Source organism: Microbacterium saperdae (assembly GCF_006716345.1).
In the GTDB taxonomy this organism is placed as follows: Bacteria; Actinomycetota; Actinomycetes; order Actinomycetales; family Microbacteriaceae; genus Microbacterium; species Microbacterium saperdae.
The window spans coordinates 916,005-934,442 of the sequence record NZ_VFOX01000001.1; the positions used below are offsets into that span (position 1 = coordinate 916,005).

Consider the following 18,438-nt stretch of genomic DNA (forward strand, 5'->3'; position numbering starts at 1 on the left):
GGTCGTGATCGTTTCCGGGCGGCGTAACCAGTCCCTCCATCCCACCTAGAATTGTCCCCATGCCCGCAGGCGAATCGTTCTACATCACCACGCCCATCTACTACCCCTCCGATGTGCCGCACATCGGTCACGGGTACACGACGGTGGCCGTCGACACGCTCGCGCGTTGGCACCGCCAGGCGGGCGATGACACCTGGATGCTGACGGGCACCGACGAGCACGGTCAGAAGATGCTGCGGGCCGCGGCGGCGAACGGCGTGACCCCGCAGGAGTGGGTCGACAAGCTCGTCACCGAGAGCTGGTTCCCCCAGCTGGAGACCCTCGACGTCGCCAACGACGATTTCATCCGCACCACGCAGGAGCGCCACGAGACGAACGTGCAGACGTTCTTCCAGCGGCTCTACGACCGCGGCTACATCTACGCGGGCGAGTACGAGGCGCTCTACTGTGTGGGCTGCGAGGAGTTCAAGCCGGAGTCCGAGATCGTCGACGGCACCGGACCCTTCGAAGGCCTCAAGGTGTGCGCGATCCACTCCAAGCCACTCGAGCTGCTGCAGGAGAAGAACTACTTCTTCAAGCTCAGCGAGTTCCAGGACCGCCTGCTCGAGCTCTACAAGACCCAGCCCGATTTCGTGCGCCCCGATTCGGCGCGCAACGAGGTCGTCTCCTTCGTGAGCCAGGGTCTCAAGGACCTCTCCATCTCGCGCTCCACCTTCGACTGGGGCATCCCGCTGCCGTGGGACGAGTCGCACGTCATCTACGTGTGGGTCGACGCACTGCTGAACTACGCCACCGCGGTCGGCTACGGCTCCGACGAGGAGACCTTCGCGCGCCGGTGGCCCGCCTACCATGTGGTGGGCAAGGACATCCTGCGCTTCCACGCCGTCATCTGGCCGGCACTGCTGATGGCCGCAGGTCTCGATGTGCCCAAGGGCGTCTTCGCGCATGGCTGGCTGCTGGTCGGCGGCGAGAAGATGTCGAAGTCGAAGCTCACCGGCATCGCGCCGACCGAGATCACCGACGTCTTCGGCTCGGATGCCTACCGCTTCTACTTCCTCTCGGCGATCGCCTTCGGGCAGGACGGCTCCTTCTCCTGGGAGGACCTCTCCGCGCGGTATCAGGCGGAGCTCGCCAACGGCTTCGGCAACCTCGCATCCCGGACCACCGCGATGATCGAGAAGTACTTCGAGGGCATCGTGCCCCCGGCCGCCGAGTACACCGAGCAGGACCTCGCGATCCAGAAGATCGTGGCGGATGCCGCAGCGAACGCGGATGCCGCCGTCGAGCAGTTCCGCATCGACGAGGCCATCGCCGCGATCTGGAAGATCGTCGATGCGCTCAACGGCTACATCACCGAGAACGAGCCGTGGGCTCTGGCGCGCGACGAGGACAACCGCGCGCGCCTCGGGACCGTGCTGTACACGTGCGCGGAGGGACTGCGCGCGCTCGCCGTGCTGCTGTCGCCCGTGATGCCGCAGGCCACCGAGAAGCTGTGGCACGCGCTCGGCGCCGTCGCGAGCCTCGGGCGTCTGCAGGACCAGCCGATCCGCGAGGCCGGAGCCTGGGGTGCGCTGCGCCCTGGTGCCAGCGTCAACGGACTCGCTCCGCTGTTCCCGCGGGTGGAGTCCGCCGTCTGAGCCATGGCGGACACCTACGTGCGTGAGCGTTCGGGCGACGGACGCAAGGATCTGCGCTACCCGGCGGCTCCCGAGCCGTTGCGTGTGCCGGTCTACGACAATCACGCGCATCTGGAGATCCTCGACGGTGACGATCCGCTCTCCCTGACCGAGCAGCTCGACCGGGCCGCGGAGGTGGGCATCGCGGGCGTCATCCAGGCATCCGGTGACATCGAGTCGTCGCGCTGGGCCGTGGAGGCGGCAGCGTCGGATTCGCGGGTGCTCGCCGCCGTGGCGATCCATCCCAACGACGCGCCGACCTACGCCGAGGCGGGACGGCTCGACGAAGCGATCGCCGTGATCGACGAGCTCGCCGCGCACCCGCGCGCCCGGGCGATCGGTGAGACCGGTCTCGACTTCTTCCGCACGGAGCCCGAACGGCGGGCACCGCAGTTCGAGTCGTTCGAAGCGCACATCGCGCTGGCGAAGAAGCACGGCATCGCCATGCAGATCCACGACCGCGACGCGCATGAGGCGGTGCTGGAGACCCTGACGCGTGTCGGAGCGCCCGAGCGCACCGTGTTCCACTGCTTCTCCGGAGACGACGTGATGGCGCGTCTCTGCGCGGATGCCGGATATCACCTGTCCTTCGCCGGCAACGTGACGTTCAAGAACGCGCAGAACCTGCGTGATGCCCTGCAGGTCACGCCGCTGGACCGCATCCTGGTCGAGACCGACGCGCCGTTCCTCACGCCGGTTCCGCTGCGAGGACGGCCGAACGCACCCTACCTGGTGCCGATCACGGTGCGGTTCATGGCGGCGGAGCTCGGGATCGAGGTCGACGAGCTCGCGGCACAGATCGCCGCGAACACGCTGCGGGTCTACGGTTCCTTCGACGCCTGACTCTCGTCGGGCATCGGTTCGCTGACGGGTGCCGCACTCACGATCTGCGAGATCGGCTTCCAGACGAAGAGCAGGGTCAGCGCCGCGCCGACGAAGGCGAACCACCACGGGCCGGTGAGGCCCCACACTTCGGCGATCACATCGCCCTACGCCTTCGGCATCCGTCCACAGCAGTAGCGGCCTCGGACACGGCGGTGCCGAGCGGGTCGCCGCGCATAGGCGAGAATGGGGGGATGACCGTCACCCTGCTCGGCGCCACCGAGATCCGCCGCCTCGCCGCCGAGCTCGACGTCACCCCCACCAAGAAGCTCGGCCAGAACTTCGTGGTCGACGCGAACACCGTGCGCAAGATCGTGCATGCGGCCCGGGTGCAGCCGGGGGAGCGCGTGGTCGAGGTCGGACCAGGGCTCGGATCGCTCACGCTCGCGATCCTGGAGGCCGGGGCCGCGGTCACCGCCGTCGAGATCGATCATCGCCTGGCCGCACGCCTCGCGCAGACCGTGGTCGAGCACGGCGTCGCGCCCGAGATGCTGACGGTCGTCGATGCCGACGCGCTGCGCATCACTGAGCTCCCCGGCGAGCCCACGGTGCTGGTCGCGAACCTCCCGTACAACGTCTCCGTCCCGGTGCTGCTCCACTTCCTCGAGAACTTCGACTACCTGCAGCGCGGTGTGGTGATGGTGCAGGCGGAGGTCGCCGAACGCCTCGCCGCGAAGCCCGGCTCGAAGATCTACGGCTCTCCGAGTGTGAAGGCCGCGTGGTACGGAGAGTGGAAGCTCTCCGGCACCGTGTCCCGTCAGGTGTTCTGGCCGGTGCCGAACGTCGACAGCCTGCTGGTCGGGTTCGATCGATCAGAGGGCGAGCGCGGCAGTGAGGACGAGCGTCGCCGCACGTTCCGGATCGTCGATGCCGCCTTCAACCAGCGTCGCAAGATGCTCCGTCAGGCGCTGTCCGGCATCTTCGGCAGCTCGGCGGCGGCATCCGAAGTGCTGATCGCGGCGGGCGTGGCACCCACTGCGCGCGGCGAAGACCTCACGGTCGAGGACTATCAGCGCATCGCCCAGCACGCCGGATCGATCGATGAGGTGGGCATCACCGGCTAATCTGGCACGGTGACCGAGTCTTCGCGCTTCAGCCCCGATGTCCCCGAGCTGCACCGTCCGTACACCGCGGACGAGAGCCGCTACCAGCAGTTCGCCTATCGCCAGGTCGGCTCGTCGGGCCTGTATCTGCCGCCGATCTCGCTCGGACTGTGGTGGAACTTCGGCGACAACATCCCGCTCGACAACCAGCGCGCACTGTTGCGCCACGCCTTCGACCATGGCATCACGCACTTCGATCTGGCGAACAACTACGGTCCGCCCTACGGGTCGGCGGAGAAGAACTTCGGACGCATCTTCGCGGAGGACTTCCGTCCCTATCGCGACGAGCTCATCATCTCGTCGAAGGCCGGCTGGGACATGTGGCCCGGTCCCTACGGCGACTTCGCCAGCCGCAAGTACATCCTCGCGAGCGCGGAGCAGTCGCTGACCCGCATGGGCCTGGACTACGTCGACATCTTCTACTCCCACCGGGTCGACCCCGTGACCCCGATCGCCGAGACCGTGGCAGCGCTCGACGCCCTGGTCCGCCAGGGCAAGGCCCTCTATGTCGGGATCTCCTCGTACAGCGCGGAGCGTACGGAAGAGGCCGTCGCGGTCGCCGAGGAGCTCGGAACGCCGCTCATCATCCACCAGCCCGCGTATTCGATCCTCAACCGCTGGGTCGAGGACGGGCTGACCGACACCCTGCAGGCGCACGGTCTGGGCGCCATCGCCTTCACTCCGCTGGCGCAGGGGCTGCTGACCGACAAGTACCTCGGCGACGGCACCGCCGACCGCGCACAGCAGCGCGGATCGCTGCCGGACGGACCGCTGACCGATGAGGCCGTGCAGACGCTGCGATCGCTCAACGAGGTCGCCCGCGAGCGCGGGCAGTCCCTCGCGCAGCTCGCGCTGCAGTGGACGCTGCGCAACCCGGTCGTCGCCTCGGCGTTGATCGGTGCCTCGCGTCCCGCGCAGCTGGACGAGAACATCGCGGCGGTCGACGGACCCGCGTTCACGAGCGAGGAGCTCGCCCGCATCGATGAGCTCTCGGGGGCCATCGACGTGAACCTGTGGGCGAAGTCCTCGGAGCTGTGACGGGCATCCGATCATGAGCCTCGCCGCGTCGACCGAGTCCGTGCATGTGCGCGCGCCGGGCAAGATCAATGTCTATCTGGGAGTGGGCGGTCGTCACGACGACGGCTATCACGCGCTCGCGACGGTCTTCCAGGCGGTGTCGCTCTACGAGGATGTGATCGCACGCCATGCGGATGACTTCTCGCTCACGGTCTCCGGCGCCGACGATGTCGACGACGTGCCCTTGGACGACCGCAATCTCGCGATGCGCGCCGCGAAGCTCCTGGCCGCGGCGACCGAGTATCCCGGCGGCGTCGCGCTCGAGATCCGCAAGAGGGTCCCGGTCGCCGGGGGCATGGGCGGTGGCTCGGCGGATGCCGCGGCGGCGCTCGTCGCGTGCGATGCGCTGTGGGGCACCGGCCTGTCGGCCGCGCGGATGCATGAGCTCGCTTCTCGGCTCGGCGCGGATGTGCCGTTCGCGCTGCACGGCGGCACAGCCGTCGGAACGGGACGGGGCGATCAGCTCAACCCTGCCCTGGCGCGTGGGCGGTTCGACTGGGTGCTCGTGACGAGCGAACACGGCCTCTCGACGCCGGTGGTCTACGGGCGGCTGGATACGTTGCGCGAGGAGGAGGGCGCACTCGCCGACGATCCGCCGCTGTCGCTCGACGTGCCGATCCCCGTGCTTCAGGCGCTGCGCTCCGGCGACCCTGGGCAATTGGCGGAAACTCTCTACAACGACCTGCAGGCGGCCGCGCTGTTCGAGCGGCCCGACCTGGCACAGACGATCGACATCGGAATCCGCGCCGGCGCTCTGCAGGGCATCGTCTCGGGCTCCGGCCCCACGATCGCGCTCCTGTGCGCCGATCCCGAAGTCGCGCAGGATGTGCAGACGGCACTGCGGCGGTCCGGGCAGGAAGCGCTGCATGTGCACGGCCCGGTGCCGGGCGCTCGCATCATCGTGTGACGCACGACGGGAGTCGAAGCGGGCAGCCCCTCTCGAGTCATCCGGTTCCCCAACCGGTACTCGAGAGGGTGCTCACCACAAGGGACGTGGCTGCTCTGCCTCACTGCGTTCGGCTTCGCACCCCAGATGCTCTGCCTTGTAGCCCCAGCTACTGAATCGACAATAGCGCCACTTTGCTTGTCCCCCAAATGGGGGACAAAGAAAGTCGCTGTGAGTTTGCTGAAGGTTTCCAGCCGAAGGCCGGAGCGAGGCTCCTGAGCTGCACTTCGAGCAGGTGCACCCACGTCAGGATGACCGTGAAACCGATCGCCTCGAACAGGGTGAGGTTGATCCAGCCGAGCGTCATCGCCGCCATGCTGGCGACCATGGTCACGCCGGCGATGGCCGCGAGGCGCGTGAGTCGAGGCGAGAGCTGGCGCAGGAAGATGCGGTGCACGATCAGCAGGCAGGCGAACGAGGAGAGCATGAGGAGCGAGGAATTGTCATGCGCGGCCTTGTCGACCGACAGCGGGAACACGCCGATCGCCCCGAGGCTCATCCCCAGCGTCGCCACGAAGAACGGCACCACGCGGGCCGCGTGACGGTACTTCGCCTCGGCGATCAGCGGCGTGCTGATGAGCCAGATCCGCATCATCACCGCTGATGCCGTGATGACCACTCCTGCGGCGATCAGGCCGCCGTTGAAGAGGGTCGCCGACAGATCGTCGGTCATGCCGAGACGGCTGAAGTACAGTTCCCACCATTCGGGGTCGGTGGTGGTGAGGGTGGCCGCGAGAATGCCTGCGCAGAGGATCATTCCGGCGGTGAGAGTCATAGACGCTCTTCTGGGGGAGCTCATGGCTTTGTCCTGTCGCCATACGCTCGACGGCCGGCCAGGACGAAGTTGAGTCCCTCCTCAGGCGAGCGTTCATCGGGTGCGGAGCTGTGAAAGCCCGCTGGGTAATTGTCATTCTAGCGACAACAGCCGGGTCACGCCGGGTTTCTCTTTTCGATGTGCTAGTCGAGGCCGATTCGCGCCATTCGAGTCCCCGGCGTGCGGTCCACGGCGCCTGCGTACATAATGAAGTAACGATGTGACCGTGCACACGCAAGGAGGCTGCGATGTCCAGCGCCTCTGAGCGTGCCCGGTTGCCGAGCATCCGCGACGTCGCACGGCTTGCCGGGGTGTCTCATCAGACCGTCTCGCGAGTGCTGAACGATCATGCCAGCATCCGTCCCGAGACCAAGGCCAAGGTCCTCGATGCGATCGCCGTGCTGGACTATCGCCCGAATCTCGCGGCCCGAGCGCTGGTGACGAGCAAGTCCAACATGCTCGGCATCCTGTCGGCGACGATCGGCGAGTTCGGCCCCACGTCGTCGATCGCGAGCATCGAGGATGCCGCACGTGAGGAGGGCTACTCGGTCTCGACCCTCAACCTCGCCGCGACCACGCCCGAGGCGATTGGCAGTGCGGTCCGCCAACTGGCCAGGGAGCAGGTCGACGGGATCGTGGTGCTGGCGCCGCAGGTGCGCGTCTTCCATGTGCTGCGGGGGATGGCCGTCTCGCTGCCCTTCGTCAGCCTGCAGACTGCATCGGGGTCGGACGGCGTGAGCCTCTCCGCAGATCAGGTCGCGGGGGCGCGGGCGGCCACCGAGCATCTGATCGGACTCGGGCACAGCGACATCCTGCACCTGGCGGGTCCGCAGGACTGGATCGAGGCGGAGTCGCGGATGCGGGGCTATCTCGACGCGCTGCGCGAGGCCGACCTGCCCACGTTCCCGCCGATCCGTGGCGACTGGTCCGCGGACTTCGGGTACTTCGCCGGCCAGGAGCTCTCCCGAAGACGCGACTTCACCGCGGTGTTCGCGGCGAACGATCTGATGGCGATCGGCCTGCTGCACGGCTTCCGCGACACGGGCATCCGCGTGCCGGAGGACGTCAGCGTCGTCGGGTTCGACGACGTGCCCGTCGCCGCTCACGTCGCGCCGACCCTCACGACCGTGCACCAGGACTTCCCCGAGCTCGGGCGCAGGGCGGTCAAGATCCTGCTCGCGCAGATCCGGGGTGAGCAGGTGCCGTCGTTCGGTCCGTTGCAGACGACTCTGCGCCTGCGCGAGTCGTCCGGGTCACGGTAACGACACGAAATCGCCGCCCGGACTTGACAGCGTCCCGTCCACATTGGACGATGTTACAAATGTGAACGGTCACATCGAAGGTGACCGCACGTCGCGAGGAAGATCCGTGAGCACCACAGCAACGTTGCCGACCGTGTCAGGCCCGATCCTGGAGATGCGCAGCATCACCAAGGAGTTCCCGGGAGTGAAGGCCCTCTCCGAGGTGTCGATCACCGTGCGCGCCGGCGAGATCCACGCCATCTGCGGCGAGAACGGCGCAGGCAAGTCGACCCTGATGAAGGTCCTGTCCGGCGTCTACCCGTACGGGAGCTACGACGGCGAGATCCTGCTCTACGGCGAGGAGCAGCGCTTCCGCGACATCGCGGCCAGCGAGCAGGCCGGCATCGCGATCATCCACCAGGAGCTCGCGCTGATCCCCGAGCTCTCGGTCACCGAGAACATCTTCCTCGGCAACGAGATCCGTCACTTCGGCCGCATCGACTGGCAGGCGCAGAAGGCGCGGGCGATCGAACTCCTCGCCCGCGTCGGCCTGAGCGAAGACCCCGACGCGCAGGTGAAGACGCTCGGCGTCGGCAAGCAGCAGCTGATCGAGATCGCCAAGGCGCTGAACAAGGACGTCAAGCTCCTCATCCTCGACGAGCCGACCGCCGCCCTCAACGAGAACGACTCGCAGCACCTGCTGGACCTGATCCTCGGCCTGAAGGCCAAGGGCATCGCGTCGATCATGATCAGCCACAAGCTCAACGAGATCGAGCAGATCGCCGATGAGATCACGATCATCCGCGACGGCCGCACGGTCGAGACGCTCGACATCTCCCGCGGCGAGATCAACGAGGACCGCATCATCCGCGGCATGGTCGGCCGCTCGCTCGAGAGCCGCTACCCGGACCGCACCCCCGAGATCGGCGAGGTGTTCTTCGAGGTCAAGGACTGGTGGGTCCAGCACCCGACCGTGACCGAGCGCATGGTCGTGAAGGGATCGAACCTCAACGTCCGTCGCGGCGAGGTCGTCGGCATCGCCGGCCTGATGGGCGCGGGACGCACCGAGTTCGCGATGAGCATCTTCGGCCGCTCCTACGGCACATACCTGTCGGGAACCATGATCAAGGACGGTCAGGAGATCGCGCTGCCGGACGTCGCCGCGGCGATCAAGCACGGGCTGGCGTACGTGAGCGAGGACCGCAAGGTGCTCGGTCTCAACCTCCTCGACACCATCAAGCGCGCGACGGTCTCGGCGAAGCTCTCGAAGATCGCGCGACGCGGCGTCGTCGACCCCCGCGCCGAGTATGCCGTCGCCGAGCAGTATCGCAAGGCCCTGCGCATCAAGACCCCTTCCGTGGAAGAGGGCGTCGGCAAGCTCTCGGGTGGCAACCAGCAGAAGGTCGTGCTGGCGAAGTGGATGTTCACGGATCCCGACCTGCTCATCCTCGATGAGCCGACGCGTGGCATCGACGTCGGAGCCAAGTACGAGATCTACGCGATCATCAACGAGCTCGCGTCACAGGGCAAGGGCGTCATCGTCATCTCCAGCGAGCTGCCCGAGCTGCTCGGCATCTCCGACCGCATCTACACCGTCTTCGAAGGTCGGGTCACCGACTGCATCCCGGCCGAACAGGCGACACCCGAGGCACTCATGCGCAGCATGACCTCCGCGACCCAGAAAGCATCCGCATGACCACCGATCTCACGACCGCGAAGCGCGGCTTCCACTTCAAGGACATCACCAAGATGTTCGGCGGCGGACAGTCGACGCTCCGCCAGTTCGGCATCCTCGGCAGCCTCGTCGTCATCCTGGTCGTCTTCCAGCTGCTGACCTGGATCTTCAAGGGCCAGGGACTCACGCTGTCCTCGGGCAACCTGATCAACGTCGTCAACCAGTACTCCTACATCCTGATCCTCGCGATCGGCATGGTGATGGTCATCATCATGGGGCACATCGACCTGTCGGTCGGATCCGTCGCGGCGTTCACGGGCATCATCGTCGCCAAGGCGATGGCGGACTGGAACCTTCCTTGGCCGCTGGCCATCCTCCTCGGTCTCGGGGTGGGCGTGCTCGTCGGCGCCTGGCAGGGGTTCTGGGTCGCCTATGTGGGCGTACCCGCGTTCATCGTGACGCTGGCGGGCATGCTGTTCTTCCGCGGCGCGAACCAGTGGGTCGGCGACTCGCAGTCGATCCCGGTTCCGCAGGGGTTCAAGATCATCGGTGCCGGCTACCTGCCGGAGCTGTCGTTCATCCCCGTTCCGTTCAACGTGCTGACCATGGTCCTCGCCCTGATCGGTGTCGCCTGGATCGTCGTCTCGGAGATCCGCACCCGGCGCGCGCAGGCCAAGATGGGCTCCGATATGGCGCCCGGCTGGGTGAGCGTCACCAAGGTCGTGCTGATCTCGATCGTCATCCTCGTCGCCGGATGGTTGTTCGCGACCGGACGTGAGGGCACCAGCTTCCCGATCTCGGGCGTGATCCTCCTGCTGCTCGTGATCCTCTACACCTTCATCACGAACAACACCGTGTTCGGTCGCCACATCTACGCCGTCGGCGGCAATCGCCAGGCCGCACGTCTGTCGGGCGTGAAGGACCGCTGGGTCGACTTCTTCGTCATGATGAACATGTCGGTCCTCGCTTCGCTCGCCGGAATGATCTACGTCGCCCGTGCCACGGCCTCCGGCCCGCAGGACGGCAACGGCTGGGAGCTCGACGCGATCGCCTCGGTCTTCATCGGTGGCGCCGCCGTCTCGGGTGGTATCGGTACCGTCATCGGATCGATCATCGGTGGTCTCGTGATGGCGTTCCTCAACAACGGACTCGCGCTGCTGGGCGCAGGAGCCGACGTGGTCTCGATGATCAAGGGCCTCGTGCTCCTGTTCGCGGTCGGCGTCGACGTCTGGAACAAGCAGCAGGGTCGCCCGTCGATCATCGGATTCCTCACGCGCCGCTTCGGCCGCAAGGAGGATCCGGCGCTCGCCACCTTCGACCCGAAGGCGAACTACCCCACAGGTCAGAAGTACGAAGCCCCCGCCGTCGACGAGACGCGCGGAAAGTAGGGGTCGAGCCGCGTGCCGCACGCGCGACGAGACCTTCACACACCAGAGAAAGAGATCACATGAAGAAGATTCTTCTGTCGGCGACAGCGCTTGTCGTCGCGGGCGCATTCGCCCTCACCGGCTGCTCCTCGGAGCGTGGCGGTGACGCCGGTACCGGGTCGGGGGAGGAGACCACCAAGGGCTTCGCCGCTGACGCCACGATCGGTGTCGCGCTTCCGGACAAGACCTCGGAGAACTGGGTCCTCGCCGGCCAGCTGTTCACGGACGGTCTCAAGGAAGCCGGCTTCAAGGCCGACGTCCAGTACGCGCCTGCCAGCAACACGGTCGCGGAGCAGCAGAACCAGATCCAGGCCATGGTCACCGGTGGTGCCAAGGTCATCATCATCGGCGCGAAGGACGGCAAGCAGCTCGCGACGCAGGTCGAGGCAGCCCGCGACGCCGGCGTCACCGTCATCGCCTACGACCGTCTGATCGAGAACACCGACGCGGTCGACTACTACGTCGCGTTCGACAACTTCAAGGTCGGTGAGCTTCAGGGCCAGGCTCTGCTCGACGGTCTCGCCGAGCGTGCCGGTCACGACGCTCCGTACAACATCGAGCTGTTCTCCGGTTCCCCGGATGACGCGAACTCGGCCGTGTTCTTCGACGGCGCGATGAGCATCCTCCAGCCGAAGATCGACGACGGCACGCTGAAGGTCGTCTCCGGCCAGACCGAGATCGCCCAGACGGCGACCGAGGGCTGGAAGGCTGAGAACGCTCAGCGTCGCATGGACTCCCTGCTGACGTCGACGTACAGCTCGGAGACGCTCGACGGCGTCCTCTCCCCGAACGACACTCTCGCTCGCGCCATCATCACCTCGGTGCAGGGTGCGGGCAAGGACGTACCGGTCGTCACCGGTCAGGACTCCGAGGTCGAGTCGGTCAAGTCGATCATGGAGGGCATCCAGTACTCCACGATCAACAAGGACACCACGCTCCTCGTCCAGCAGTCCATCAAGATGGTCGGACAGCTCCAGAAGGGCGAAGAGGTCGATGTCAACGACACCGAGTCGTACGACAACGGCGTCAAGGTCGTTCCGGCGTACCTGCTCGACCCGATCATCGTCACGAAGGAGAACGCACTCGAGGCTTACGCCAACGTGCCCAGCCTCCTCGAGATCGTGAAGTCGTACCAGTAAGCAGCATCAGCCCTCGCTGAGGGCACAGTACGAGCCGTCCGGACCTTCGGGTTCCGGGCGGCTCGTCTGCGTTCGGGGCAGAGCGAAAAACCGAGGTGCGGCAGGTCTGAGGGGAGGTCTTCCGGATGCGGTGCGCTAGTTCCAGACCGGGTCGTCGGGGTCGGGGGAGTCCGTGCCGTCGGCATCGGTCATGATGCGCGCCTCAGCGATCCACGACGTCAGTGCGCTGTCGTGGAGAAAAGAAGGGCGCGGCGTGCCGAGGAGATCGGGGGTCGCCACGATGTCCAGCGGCTCATCGCTCGCGAAGATGACGACGTTGCCGAGCGGCCCTTCATCATCTTCCGGCTCTGCGTCGAGAACGACGGCGACGTGGTCGAACACGGAGCGCAGGGTGGCCGCCTGTCGCCGTGAGTACTCGAAAGGATGCCCGTCGAGCAGGTTCACGGCGACGACTCCGGCTGCGGCGGAGCGCGCGGCGACCCGGCGGTAGAACTCCTGGCTGGCCACGCGATGCCGGATGACGGCTGCGTCCCAGAGATCGACGACGGTGAAGCGCGCATCCGCCCAGTCGGTGTCGACCGCAGGGCGACCAGTGGCTGCGGCACCGAGCGTCGGGGCAGGGGACGGCGGCGCCGGCGATCGCTTCTCGCCCGGAAGCTCCGCGTCCGCGACCGTTCGAGCATCGCCGAAGATGACGCGTACGTCAGAGCCGGCAGGGAGGGGCAGCGCGGCGGTCACTGCGGCATAGAGCGTGGGCTCGAATTCGACCACGAGTTGGGGTGATCCGGCGCGGGTTGCCTCGACGTAGCGGGCCAGGGTGAGTGCTCCGGCTCCCAGGTGCACGGTGAACAGCGGCGCACCGGGTTCGGCGGCGGCATCCATTGCGCGGGCGATGTGCTGGGTGTAGGCGTATTCGAGCATGGTGGGCTCGGTCATCGAGACGACGGACTGCGCGATTCCATCCACGCTGAGCTCGTAGCGACCGGGGTGCCGCCTCGACTGCACCAGCTTGGCCTTGCGATTGTCTAGCGAGAGGGAGAACACCCGGCGATTCCATGCCACCCGTCGAGTTTAGGTCGGACGGAAGCCGCCGGAGACCGCACACCCGTGCGTTCTCAGAACGGCACGAGCGCCGATTCGGCCGTCTCGAACTCGACGGGCGTGGACTCGGCGGTTCCGAACGCGGCCGCCTCGAACTCGGCGGGCGTGGACTCGGCGGGCGTGAACCGCGCCGTGTTCTGTGCAGGCGCGTGGTCGATGTACACGTCGCCCGTCGGGCTTCTCCACTCGAGAACCCCGCCGACCCTTTGCTCCACCTGCCAGGGGGAGTGGTGCTTCATCATGTGATGTCGACGGCAGAAGTGCGCGAGGTTGTCTTCGCAGGTCGGCCCGCCTTCGGCCGCGGCATGGGTGTGGTCTATGTCGCACCTGCGCGCCGCAAGACCGCACGTCGGGAATCGGCAGCGCTGATCCCTCGCCCGGAGATGTCTCTTCAACTGATCGCCCGGTCGATATCGGTCGACGGCCAGCAACGCTCCGCTGATCGGGTGGGTCAGAACCCGATCCCACCCGATCGCCGCCCCGGCGATCCTGCGCGCGGTGGCGGCGTCGATCGGGCAGCGACCGTCGAGCTCGGCCGCTGGCAGGTCGGTTCGCGATCCGCACTCGTCCATCAACGTCATGACCGGCACGGTCACCTCCACGCGCGCATGGATCGCATCGAGCAGCGCGTCCTCCGAGTGGTGCCCGGTCGGTGCGCCCGTGAGCACGAGATCTGCGAGCAGGTCCGCGCGCAGCTGGTCGACCGTGCGGTCGTCACTGGGCTCGTCGGAAGAATCGACGGAGGGATCGTCGGAGGCAGGGCGAGCGTCCCTCGCCTTCCGCTCTTTCGCGGCACGGGCGTTCTCCTCGCGCACGCGGTGCGCCATCTGCGACAGACGGTCGTACATGCCGTGGATGAGCGTCGACGGCCCCTGCACGCCCAGCTCGGACATCCCGTCATCGAGGTCGTTCACCCAGACGCGTCGGTTGTCGCGCGCGTCGCGATGACGCTCCGTCAGCGACCGTGCCTGGAATCGTTCAGCGATCCGGCGCGCATGGCGACGCAGGCGGTTCGGCGACTCGGCTTCTGCGATCACGAGGACCGCGGCCGCGTATGCCGCGCGATCGCGGGGATCATCGAGATGTGCCCCCGCCTCGACGATGACTCGCGTGTGCGCGGCGGTGATGCGCCCGGCACCCTGCGCGGCCCATACGTCGGGGAGATCCGTCACGAGACGCGATGCTGCCGCCATCCGACGTTCGATCGTGCGATCGTTCACGCGTTGTGCGGCACCGATCTCGGCGGCCACTGCGCGCGTCGCCATGTCGCCGTAGTCGGGATGATTCGCCTGCCTGGCGATGTCGATGGCCAGCCGAGACGCCATCGCGAGCATGCCGTCTCGGGCGGCCAGCATTCCGCTGATGGTCTCTTTCCGCAGCCTGCAGACCGGCGACCAGATCGGCGAGCATCGCCATCTGGGAGTCGTTCGCATCGAGCAGATCGGGCATGGACACAGTCCACCACCGACCACCGACATTCGAACATAAATGCGACGACGATCGCTCCCGTGACCGTGCGCCCGCGCAGGCTATCCGCACATCGCGGCCCTTCGCTGATGGGGTGAGCGCACATGGGACGGCCCCGCCGCCCGTCCTACCGTGAGGACCACTGATCGACCGACGAGAGGGATGTCTCATGCCGTACGACTTTCGGGGAGGGCGCGGCGTCCGGACCCTCGTCTCTCTCGCAGCAGCCACGACGCTGATCACCGCCGGTTGGGCCGGCACCCACGCGAGTGGAGAGGGTGCCTCTGCGGTCCCCGCTCCTGTCTCTGCATCCGCTCACACCGCCGTCGTCGCGGATGAGCCGGACTCGTTCATCCGCGACGTGAGGACGTGGCTGATGACCTCGGAAGATGGCCGTACATACAAGATCTCGGTGGCGCTCCCGGCCGGCTACACCGAGAGCGGGTCCGCGTACCGCGCGCTCTACGTCACCGATGCCAACGCCGAGTTCGGAATCGCGGTGGAGACCGCGCGGTTGAACGCTCCCGGCACGGTCGTCGTCGGGATCGGATATGACAACCCTGGTCAGGGCTTCGCCGCTTCAGGCGTTCCACGAACCCTCGATCTGACTCCGACCGACATCGGCGCGGCGACTCCTTCCGGCGGTGCACCGGAGTTCCTCTCGTTCCTTCGAGAGGAACTGGTCCCGCGAGTCGAGCGGGACTTCCACGTCGACGCGGGCGACCGCGCGCTGATGGGGCATTCCTTCGGCGGTCTCTTCGCGACCTACACACTGCTGCACAACGAAGGACTGTTCCAGCGCTTCGTGATCGCGAGCCCGTCGCTCTGGTGGGATGAACACACGATCCTCGACGTCGAAAGCGAGTACGCCGCCGCGAACGACGCACTCGACGCACGCGTATTCCTCTCTGTCGGATCGCTGGAGGAGACCACGACCGGTTTTCCGATGACGAGCGATATGACGCGCTTCGCGACGACGCTGTCTGACCGTGCGTATACGGGTTTGGAGCTCGGCGGGCATGTCTTCGAGGACGAGACACACCTGTCGGTGATCGGGGCATCCTTCAGTCGTGGGCTCCGGTTCATCTACGCCGCGCCCGGGACGACGATCCCGGGTACCGAACTGCCTGCAGATCCGGTGGCGGCGGCGCCCCAGATCAGCTCGCATCCCGTCGATGTGCGCGTCGACGAAGGGGAGGACGCGAGATTCACCGCGACTGCGACAGGTGTCCCCGCCCCCACCGTGCACTGGCAATCGCGACTCTCGAGCTCCGGGGACTGGGTCTCGATCCCGGATGCGACGGCCACAGCGTACGTCGTGAGCGGCGCACGCGCGTCGGCGACCGGCACGGAGTACCGAGCGGTGTTCCGGAACACGTCCGGCGAAGCGATCACGGACGCCGCCACCCTCACCGTCGCTGCGACGGGGGAGGAGCCCGGACAGGGGATCCCGTCCGAAGCCGACCTGACGGATGAGATGCGGGGGACCGTGAGCGTTCCCGACTCCGTCGTACGGGGTGAGACGGTCCCGGTGACGGTGGGGGACGAGTTCGCCGGCGAGCAGGTGGACGTGTACCTGTTCTCCACCCCCGTTCCGCTCGGCACGCACACCGTGTCGGCAGATGGCGTCGTCAGCGTCGTGATCCCGGAGGATGCGGCACTCGGCGCGCACCGGATCGCCGTCTCCGCGGCAGGGGGAGCGCTCCTCGGCTGGGACACCACCACGGTCGTCGCCCCGTCCGCAGGAGCGGGGACGGCGGCGCCGGCGACGTTGCCGGACACGGGTGCCGAGATCGACCCGGCGCTCGTCGCCGGAGCGCTGCTGCTCCTGGGCGCGGGTGTCGGACTGGTGGTGACGGCTCGCGCACGCCGCGCCCGGCAGCGTTCCTGACGGGCGCGGGACCGCTTGGATTCGATCCGGCTCCCTCCGAGACGAACGCCCAGTCCGGCGCGACTACCCTGGGGAGTGACATGGCACATCTTCTCGGGGCAGAGTCCCTTCATCTCGAATATCCGACCAGGGTCGTCTTCGACTCCGTGACCCTCGGGATCGAGGAGGGGGATCGGATCGGCATCGTCGGCCGCAACGGCGACGGCAAGTCGAGCCTGCTCGGGATGCTCGCAGGTCTCAAGGAGCCTAATGCGGGACGAGTGACCGTACGCGGCGGCACCACGATCGGTGTGCTGTCCCAGGCCGACACCCTCAGTGACGACCTCACGATCAGCGCGGCGGTCGTCGGTGACACCCCGGAGTACGAGTGGGCGGGGGATCCGCGCGTCCGTGACGTGATCGACGGTCTGCTCAGGGACCTGCCGTGGGATGCCGAGATCGGCTCGCTCAGCGGTGGCCAGCGCCGTCGCGTCTCGCTCGCCAAGCTGCTCACCGGGGACTGGGATGTGATCGCGCTCGACGAGCCGACCAACCACCTCGATGTCGAAGCCATCACCTGGCTCGCCGGCCACCTGAAGAAGCGCTGGTCGCCGAACTCGGGCGCGCTCCTGGTCGTCACCCACGATCGCTGGTTCCTCGACGAGATCTGCACCGAGACGTGGGAGGTGCACGATCGCATCGTCGAGCCCTTCGAGGGCGGGTACGCGGCGTACATCCTGCAGCGCGTCGAGCGCGACCGCATGGCATCGGCCACCGAGGCGAAGCGTCAGAACCTCGCCAAGAAGGAGCTCGCCTGGTTGCGCCGCGGCGCCCCGGCGCGCACGGCCAAGCCCAAGTTCCGCATCGATGCGGCCAACGAGCTCATCGCCGACGTCCCGGAGATCCGCGACAAGGTGTCCCTGCAGTCCCTCGCGGTCTCCCGCCTGGGCAAGGACGTCGTCGATCTGCTCGACGTCGGGGTGACCTACCCGACGCCCGAGGGCGGCGAGAAGACCGTGCTCCGCGATGTCGAGTGGCGCATCGCCCCCGGTGAGCGCACCGGCATCCTCGGCGTCAACGGTGCAGGCAAGTCCACGCTTCTCGGGCTGATCTCGGGCACCGTCGAGCCCACGGTCGGACGCGTCAAGCGGGGCACGACCGTGAAGGTCAAGACCCTCACCCAGCGTCTCGACGAGCTCGAGGACGTGCGGCGCGAGCCCGTGCGCGTCGTGATCTCGCGGCTGCGCACCTCGTACACGATGGGCACGGGTTCCAAGGCGCAGGAGCTCACGCCCGGTCAGCTCCTCGAGCGACTCGGCTTCGACTCCGCGCAGCTCTCCACCCCTGTCAAGGACCTGTCGGGTGGACAGCAGCGGCGTCTGCAGCTGCTGCTGGTGCTGCTGGACCAGCCGAACGTGCTGATCCTCGACGAGCCCACCAACGACCTCGATACCGACATGCTCTCCGCGATCGAGGATCTCCTCGACTCCTGGTCGGGCACGCTGCTCGTGGTCAGCCACGACCGCTACTTCCTCGAGCGGGTCACGGATCAGCAGTACGCGATCCTCGACGGGCGGCTGCGCCACCTTCCCGGCGGCGTCGACGAGTACCTGCGGTTGCGTCAGCTGCAGGATGCTGCTCCGGCGAAGTCGCAGACGGCCGTGAACACTGCCAAGTCCGCAGGGCTCGACGGTGCGGCGCTGCGCTCGGCGCAGAAGGAGATCTCCTCGCTGGAGCGCCGCATCGAGAAGCTCACGCAGCAGGTCGACAAGGCCAAGCACGCTCTCGCAGAGCACGACCAGGCGGACTTCGAAGGCCTGGGCGTGCGGATGAAGGAGATCAGCGCGCAGCAGGACGAGATCGGCGAGCTCGAACTGCGCTGGTTCGAACTGACCGAAGAGCTCGGCTGACCGTCTTTCCCCCGAGAGGGGGTCTGTTGTTCCCCCCTTCCTGGGAATACGGTGGCAGTGCGATGCGCTGTGCTCTGGGCGGGGCCTGACGCCATCCGGTGTCGCACGGC

General features: G+C 67.1%; 15 protein-coding genes. 11 read left to right on the forward strand and 4 right to left on the reverse strand.

Annotated features, from left to right (window positions below; all coding sequences use genetic code 11):
* Nucleotides 1-59 precede the first annotated feature (59 nt).
* Both metG and FB560_RS04375 read left to right on the forward strand, forming a co-directional pair.
* Nucleotides 60-1,637, forward strand: coding sequence for a methionine--tRNA ligase (gene metG, locus FB560_RS04370; RefSeq protein WP_141871238.1), 1,578 nt, complete (start codon nucleotides 60-62; stop codon nucleotides 1,635-1,637).
* 3 nt (nucleotides 1,638-1,640) lie between these two features.
* Complete coding sequence (locus FB560_RS04375; RefSeq protein ID WP_141871239.1) at nucleotides 1,641-2,519, forward strand: TatD family hydrolase; 879 nt, start codon at nucleotides 1,641-1,643, stop codon at nucleotides 2,517-2,519.
* Here FB560_RS04375 and FB560_RS04380 read toward each other — a convergent pair.
* Nucleotides 2,498-2,659 (reverse strand): hypothetical protein, encoded by a 162-nt coding sequence (locus FB560_RS04380; protein WP_188895251.1) that lies wholly within the window; start codon nucleotides 2,657-2,659, stop codon nucleotides 2,498-2,500. The genes FB560_RS04375 and FB560_RS04380 overlap by 22 nt on opposite strands.
* A 93-nt stretch (nucleotides 2,660-2,752) precedes the next feature.
* On the opposite strand from FB560_RS04380, the gene rsmA reads away from it, so the two are divergent.
* The 3 genes from rsmA to FB560_RS04395 are packed head-to-tail and all read left to right on the forward strand — an operon-like array spanning nucleotide 2,753 to nucleotide 5,645.
* Complete coding sequence (gene rsmA, locus FB560_RS04385) at nucleotides 2,753-3,622, forward strand: 16S rRNA (adenine(1518)-N(6)/adenine(1519)-N(6))-dimethyltransferase RsmA (protein ID WP_141871240.1); 870 nt, start codon at nucleotides 2,753-2,755, stop codon at nucleotides 3,620-3,622.
* Nucleotides 3,623-3,631: 9 nt separating this feature from the next.
* The gene (gene mgrA / locus FB560_RS04390; protein ID WP_141871241.1) at nucleotides 3,632-4,699 is read left to right on the forward strand and encodes an L-glyceraldehyde 3-phosphate reductase; all 1,068 of its coding nucleotides are present in this window, start codon (nucleotides 3,632-3,634) and stop codon (nucleotides 4,697-4,699) included.
* Between the two features lie 13 nt (nucleotides 4,700-4,712).
* Nucleotides 4,713-5,645 carry a 4-(cytidine 5'-diphospho)-2-C-methyl-D-erythritol kinase gene (locus FB560_RS04395; RefSeq protein ID WP_141871242.1) on the forward strand — a complete coding sequence of 311 codons (933 nt, stop codon included), beginning with the start codon at nucleotides 4,713-4,715 and terminating at the stop codon, nucleotides 5,643-5,645.
* A gap of 148 nt (nucleotides 5,646-5,793) precedes the next feature.
* On the opposite strand, the gene FB560_RS04400 is transcribed toward FB560_RS04395, so the two are convergent.
* Nucleotides 5,794-6,459, reverse strand: a complete 666-nt coding sequence (locus tag FB560_RS04400; protein WP_170198044.1) for a DUF998 domain-containing protein — start codon at nucleotides 6,457-6,459, stop codon at nucleotides 5,794-5,796.
* Nucleotides 6,460-6,746: 287 nt separating this feature from the next.
* Here FB560_RS04400 and FB560_RS04405 point away from each other — a divergent pair, with 287 nt between their 5' ends.
* The 4 genes from FB560_RS04405 (at nucleotide 6,747) to FB560_RS04420 (ending at nucleotide 11,980) form a co-directional block, all read left to right on the forward strand.
* Nucleotides 6,747-7,760: a LacI family DNA-binding transcriptional regulator gene (locus FB560_RS04405; protein WP_141871244.1), complete on the forward strand. Its 1,014-nt coding sequence runs from the start codon at nucleotides 6,747-6,749 to the stop codon at nucleotides 7,758-7,760.
* Between the two features lie 154 nt (nucleotides 7,761-7,914).
* Nucleotides 7,915-9,435, forward strand: coding sequence for a multiple monosaccharide ABC transporter ATP-binding protein (gene mmsA / locus FB560_RS04410; protein ID WP_325058558.1), 1,521 nt, complete (start codon nucleotides 7,915-7,917; stop codon nucleotides 9,433-9,435).
* Nucleotides 9,432-10,802, forward strand: a complete 1,371-nt coding sequence (gene mmsB, locus FB560_RS04415; protein ID WP_141871245.1) for a multiple monosaccharide ABC transporter permease — start codon at nucleotides 9,432-9,434, stop codon at nucleotides 10,800-10,802. The genes mmsA and mmsB overlap by 4 nt, the downstream gene beginning before the upstream one ends.
* A 59-nt stretch (nucleotides 10,803-10,861) precedes the next feature.
* Entirely contained in the window at nucleotides 10,862-11,980 is a 1,119-nt protein-coding gene (locus FB560_RS04420; protein WP_141871246.1) for a substrate-binding domain-containing protein, read from the forward strand.
* A 135-nt stretch (nucleotides 11,981-12,115) separates the two neighbouring features.
* Here FB560_RS04420 and FB560_RS04425 read toward each other — a convergent pair whose 3' ends face one another.
* Both FB560_RS04425 and FB560_RS04430 read right to left on the reverse strand, forming a co-directional pair.
* A complete protein-coding gene (locus tag FB560_RS04425) occupies nucleotides 12,116-13,042 on the reverse strand; it encodes a polyamine aminopropyltransferase (protein ID WP_141871247.1) in 927 nt (308 codons plus the stop codon).
* Between the two features lie 53 nt (nucleotides 13,043-13,095).
* Nucleotides 13,096-14,436: an HNH endonuclease signature motif containing protein gene (locus FB560_RS04430; protein WP_170198045.1), complete on the reverse strand. Its 1,341-nt coding sequence runs from the start codon at nucleotides 14,434-14,436 to the stop codon at nucleotides 13,096-13,098.
* 281 nt (nucleotides 14,437-14,717) lie between these two features.
* Between FB560_RS04430 and FB560_RS04435 the strand changes: the two genes are divergently transcribed.
* The gene (locus FB560_RS04435) at nucleotides 14,718-16,439 is read left to right on the forward strand and encodes an alpha/beta hydrolase-fold protein (RefSeq protein ID WP_141871249.1); all 1,722 of its coding nucleotides are present in this window, start codon (nucleotides 14,718-14,720) and stop codon (nucleotides 16,437-16,439) included.
* 80 nt (nucleotides 16,440-16,519) lie between these two features.
* The gene (locus FB560_RS04440; protein WP_141871250.1) at nucleotides 16,520-18,328 is read left to right on the forward strand and encodes an ABC-F family ATP-binding cassette domain-containing protein; all 1,809 of its coding nucleotides are present in this window, start codon (nucleotides 16,520-16,522) and stop codon (nucleotides 18,326-18,328) included.
* Nucleotides 18,329-18,438: the final 110 nt, after the last annotated feature.

Coding starts and splice junctions, on each gene's coding strand:
- metG (WP_141871238.1), top strand. CDS start 60: ATGCCCGCAGGCGAATCGTTCTACATCACCACGCCCATCTACTACCCC.
- FB560_RS04375 (WP_141871239.1), top strand. CDS start 1,641: ATGGCGGACACCTACGTGCGTGAGCGTTCGGGCGACGGACGCAAGGAT.
- rsmA (WP_141871240.1), top strand. CDS start 2,753: ATGACCGTCACCCTGCTCGGCGCCACCGAGATCCGCCGCCTCGCCGCC.
- FB560_RS04395 (WP_141871242.1), top strand. CDS start 4,713: ATGAGCCTCGCCGCGTCGACCGAGTCCGTGCATGTGCGCGCGCCGGGC.
- FB560_RS04400 (WP_170198044.1), bottom strand. CDS start 6,459: ATGACTCTCACCGCCGGAATGATCCTCTGCGCAGGCATTCTCGCGGCC.
- FB560_RS04405 (WP_141871244.1), top strand. CDS start 6,747: ATGTCCAGCGCCTCTGAGCGTGCCCGGTTGCCGAGCATCCGCGACGTC.
- mmsA (WP_325058558.1), top strand. CDS start 7,915: ATGCGCAGCATCACCAAGGAGTTCCCGGGAGTGAAGGCCCTCTCCGAG.
- mmsB (WP_141871245.1), top strand. CDS start 9,432: ATGACCACCGATCTCACGACCGCGAAGCGCGGCTTCCACTTCAAGGAC.
- FB560_RS04420 (WP_141871246.1), top strand. CDS start 10,862: ATGAAGAAGATTCTTCTGTCGGCGACAGCGCTTGTCGTCGCGGGCGCA.
- FB560_RS04430 (WP_170198045.1), bottom strand. CDS start 14,436: ATGCTGGCCGCCCGAGACGGCATGCTCGCGATGGCGTCTCGGCTGGCC.
- FB560_RS04435 (WP_141871249.1), top strand. CDS start 14,718: ATGCCGTACGACTTTCGGGGAGGGCGCGGCGTCCGGACCCTCGTCTCT.
- FB560_RS04440 (WP_141871250.1), top strand. CDS start 16,520: ATGGCACATCTTCTCGGGGCAGAGTCCCTTCATCTCGAATATCCGACC.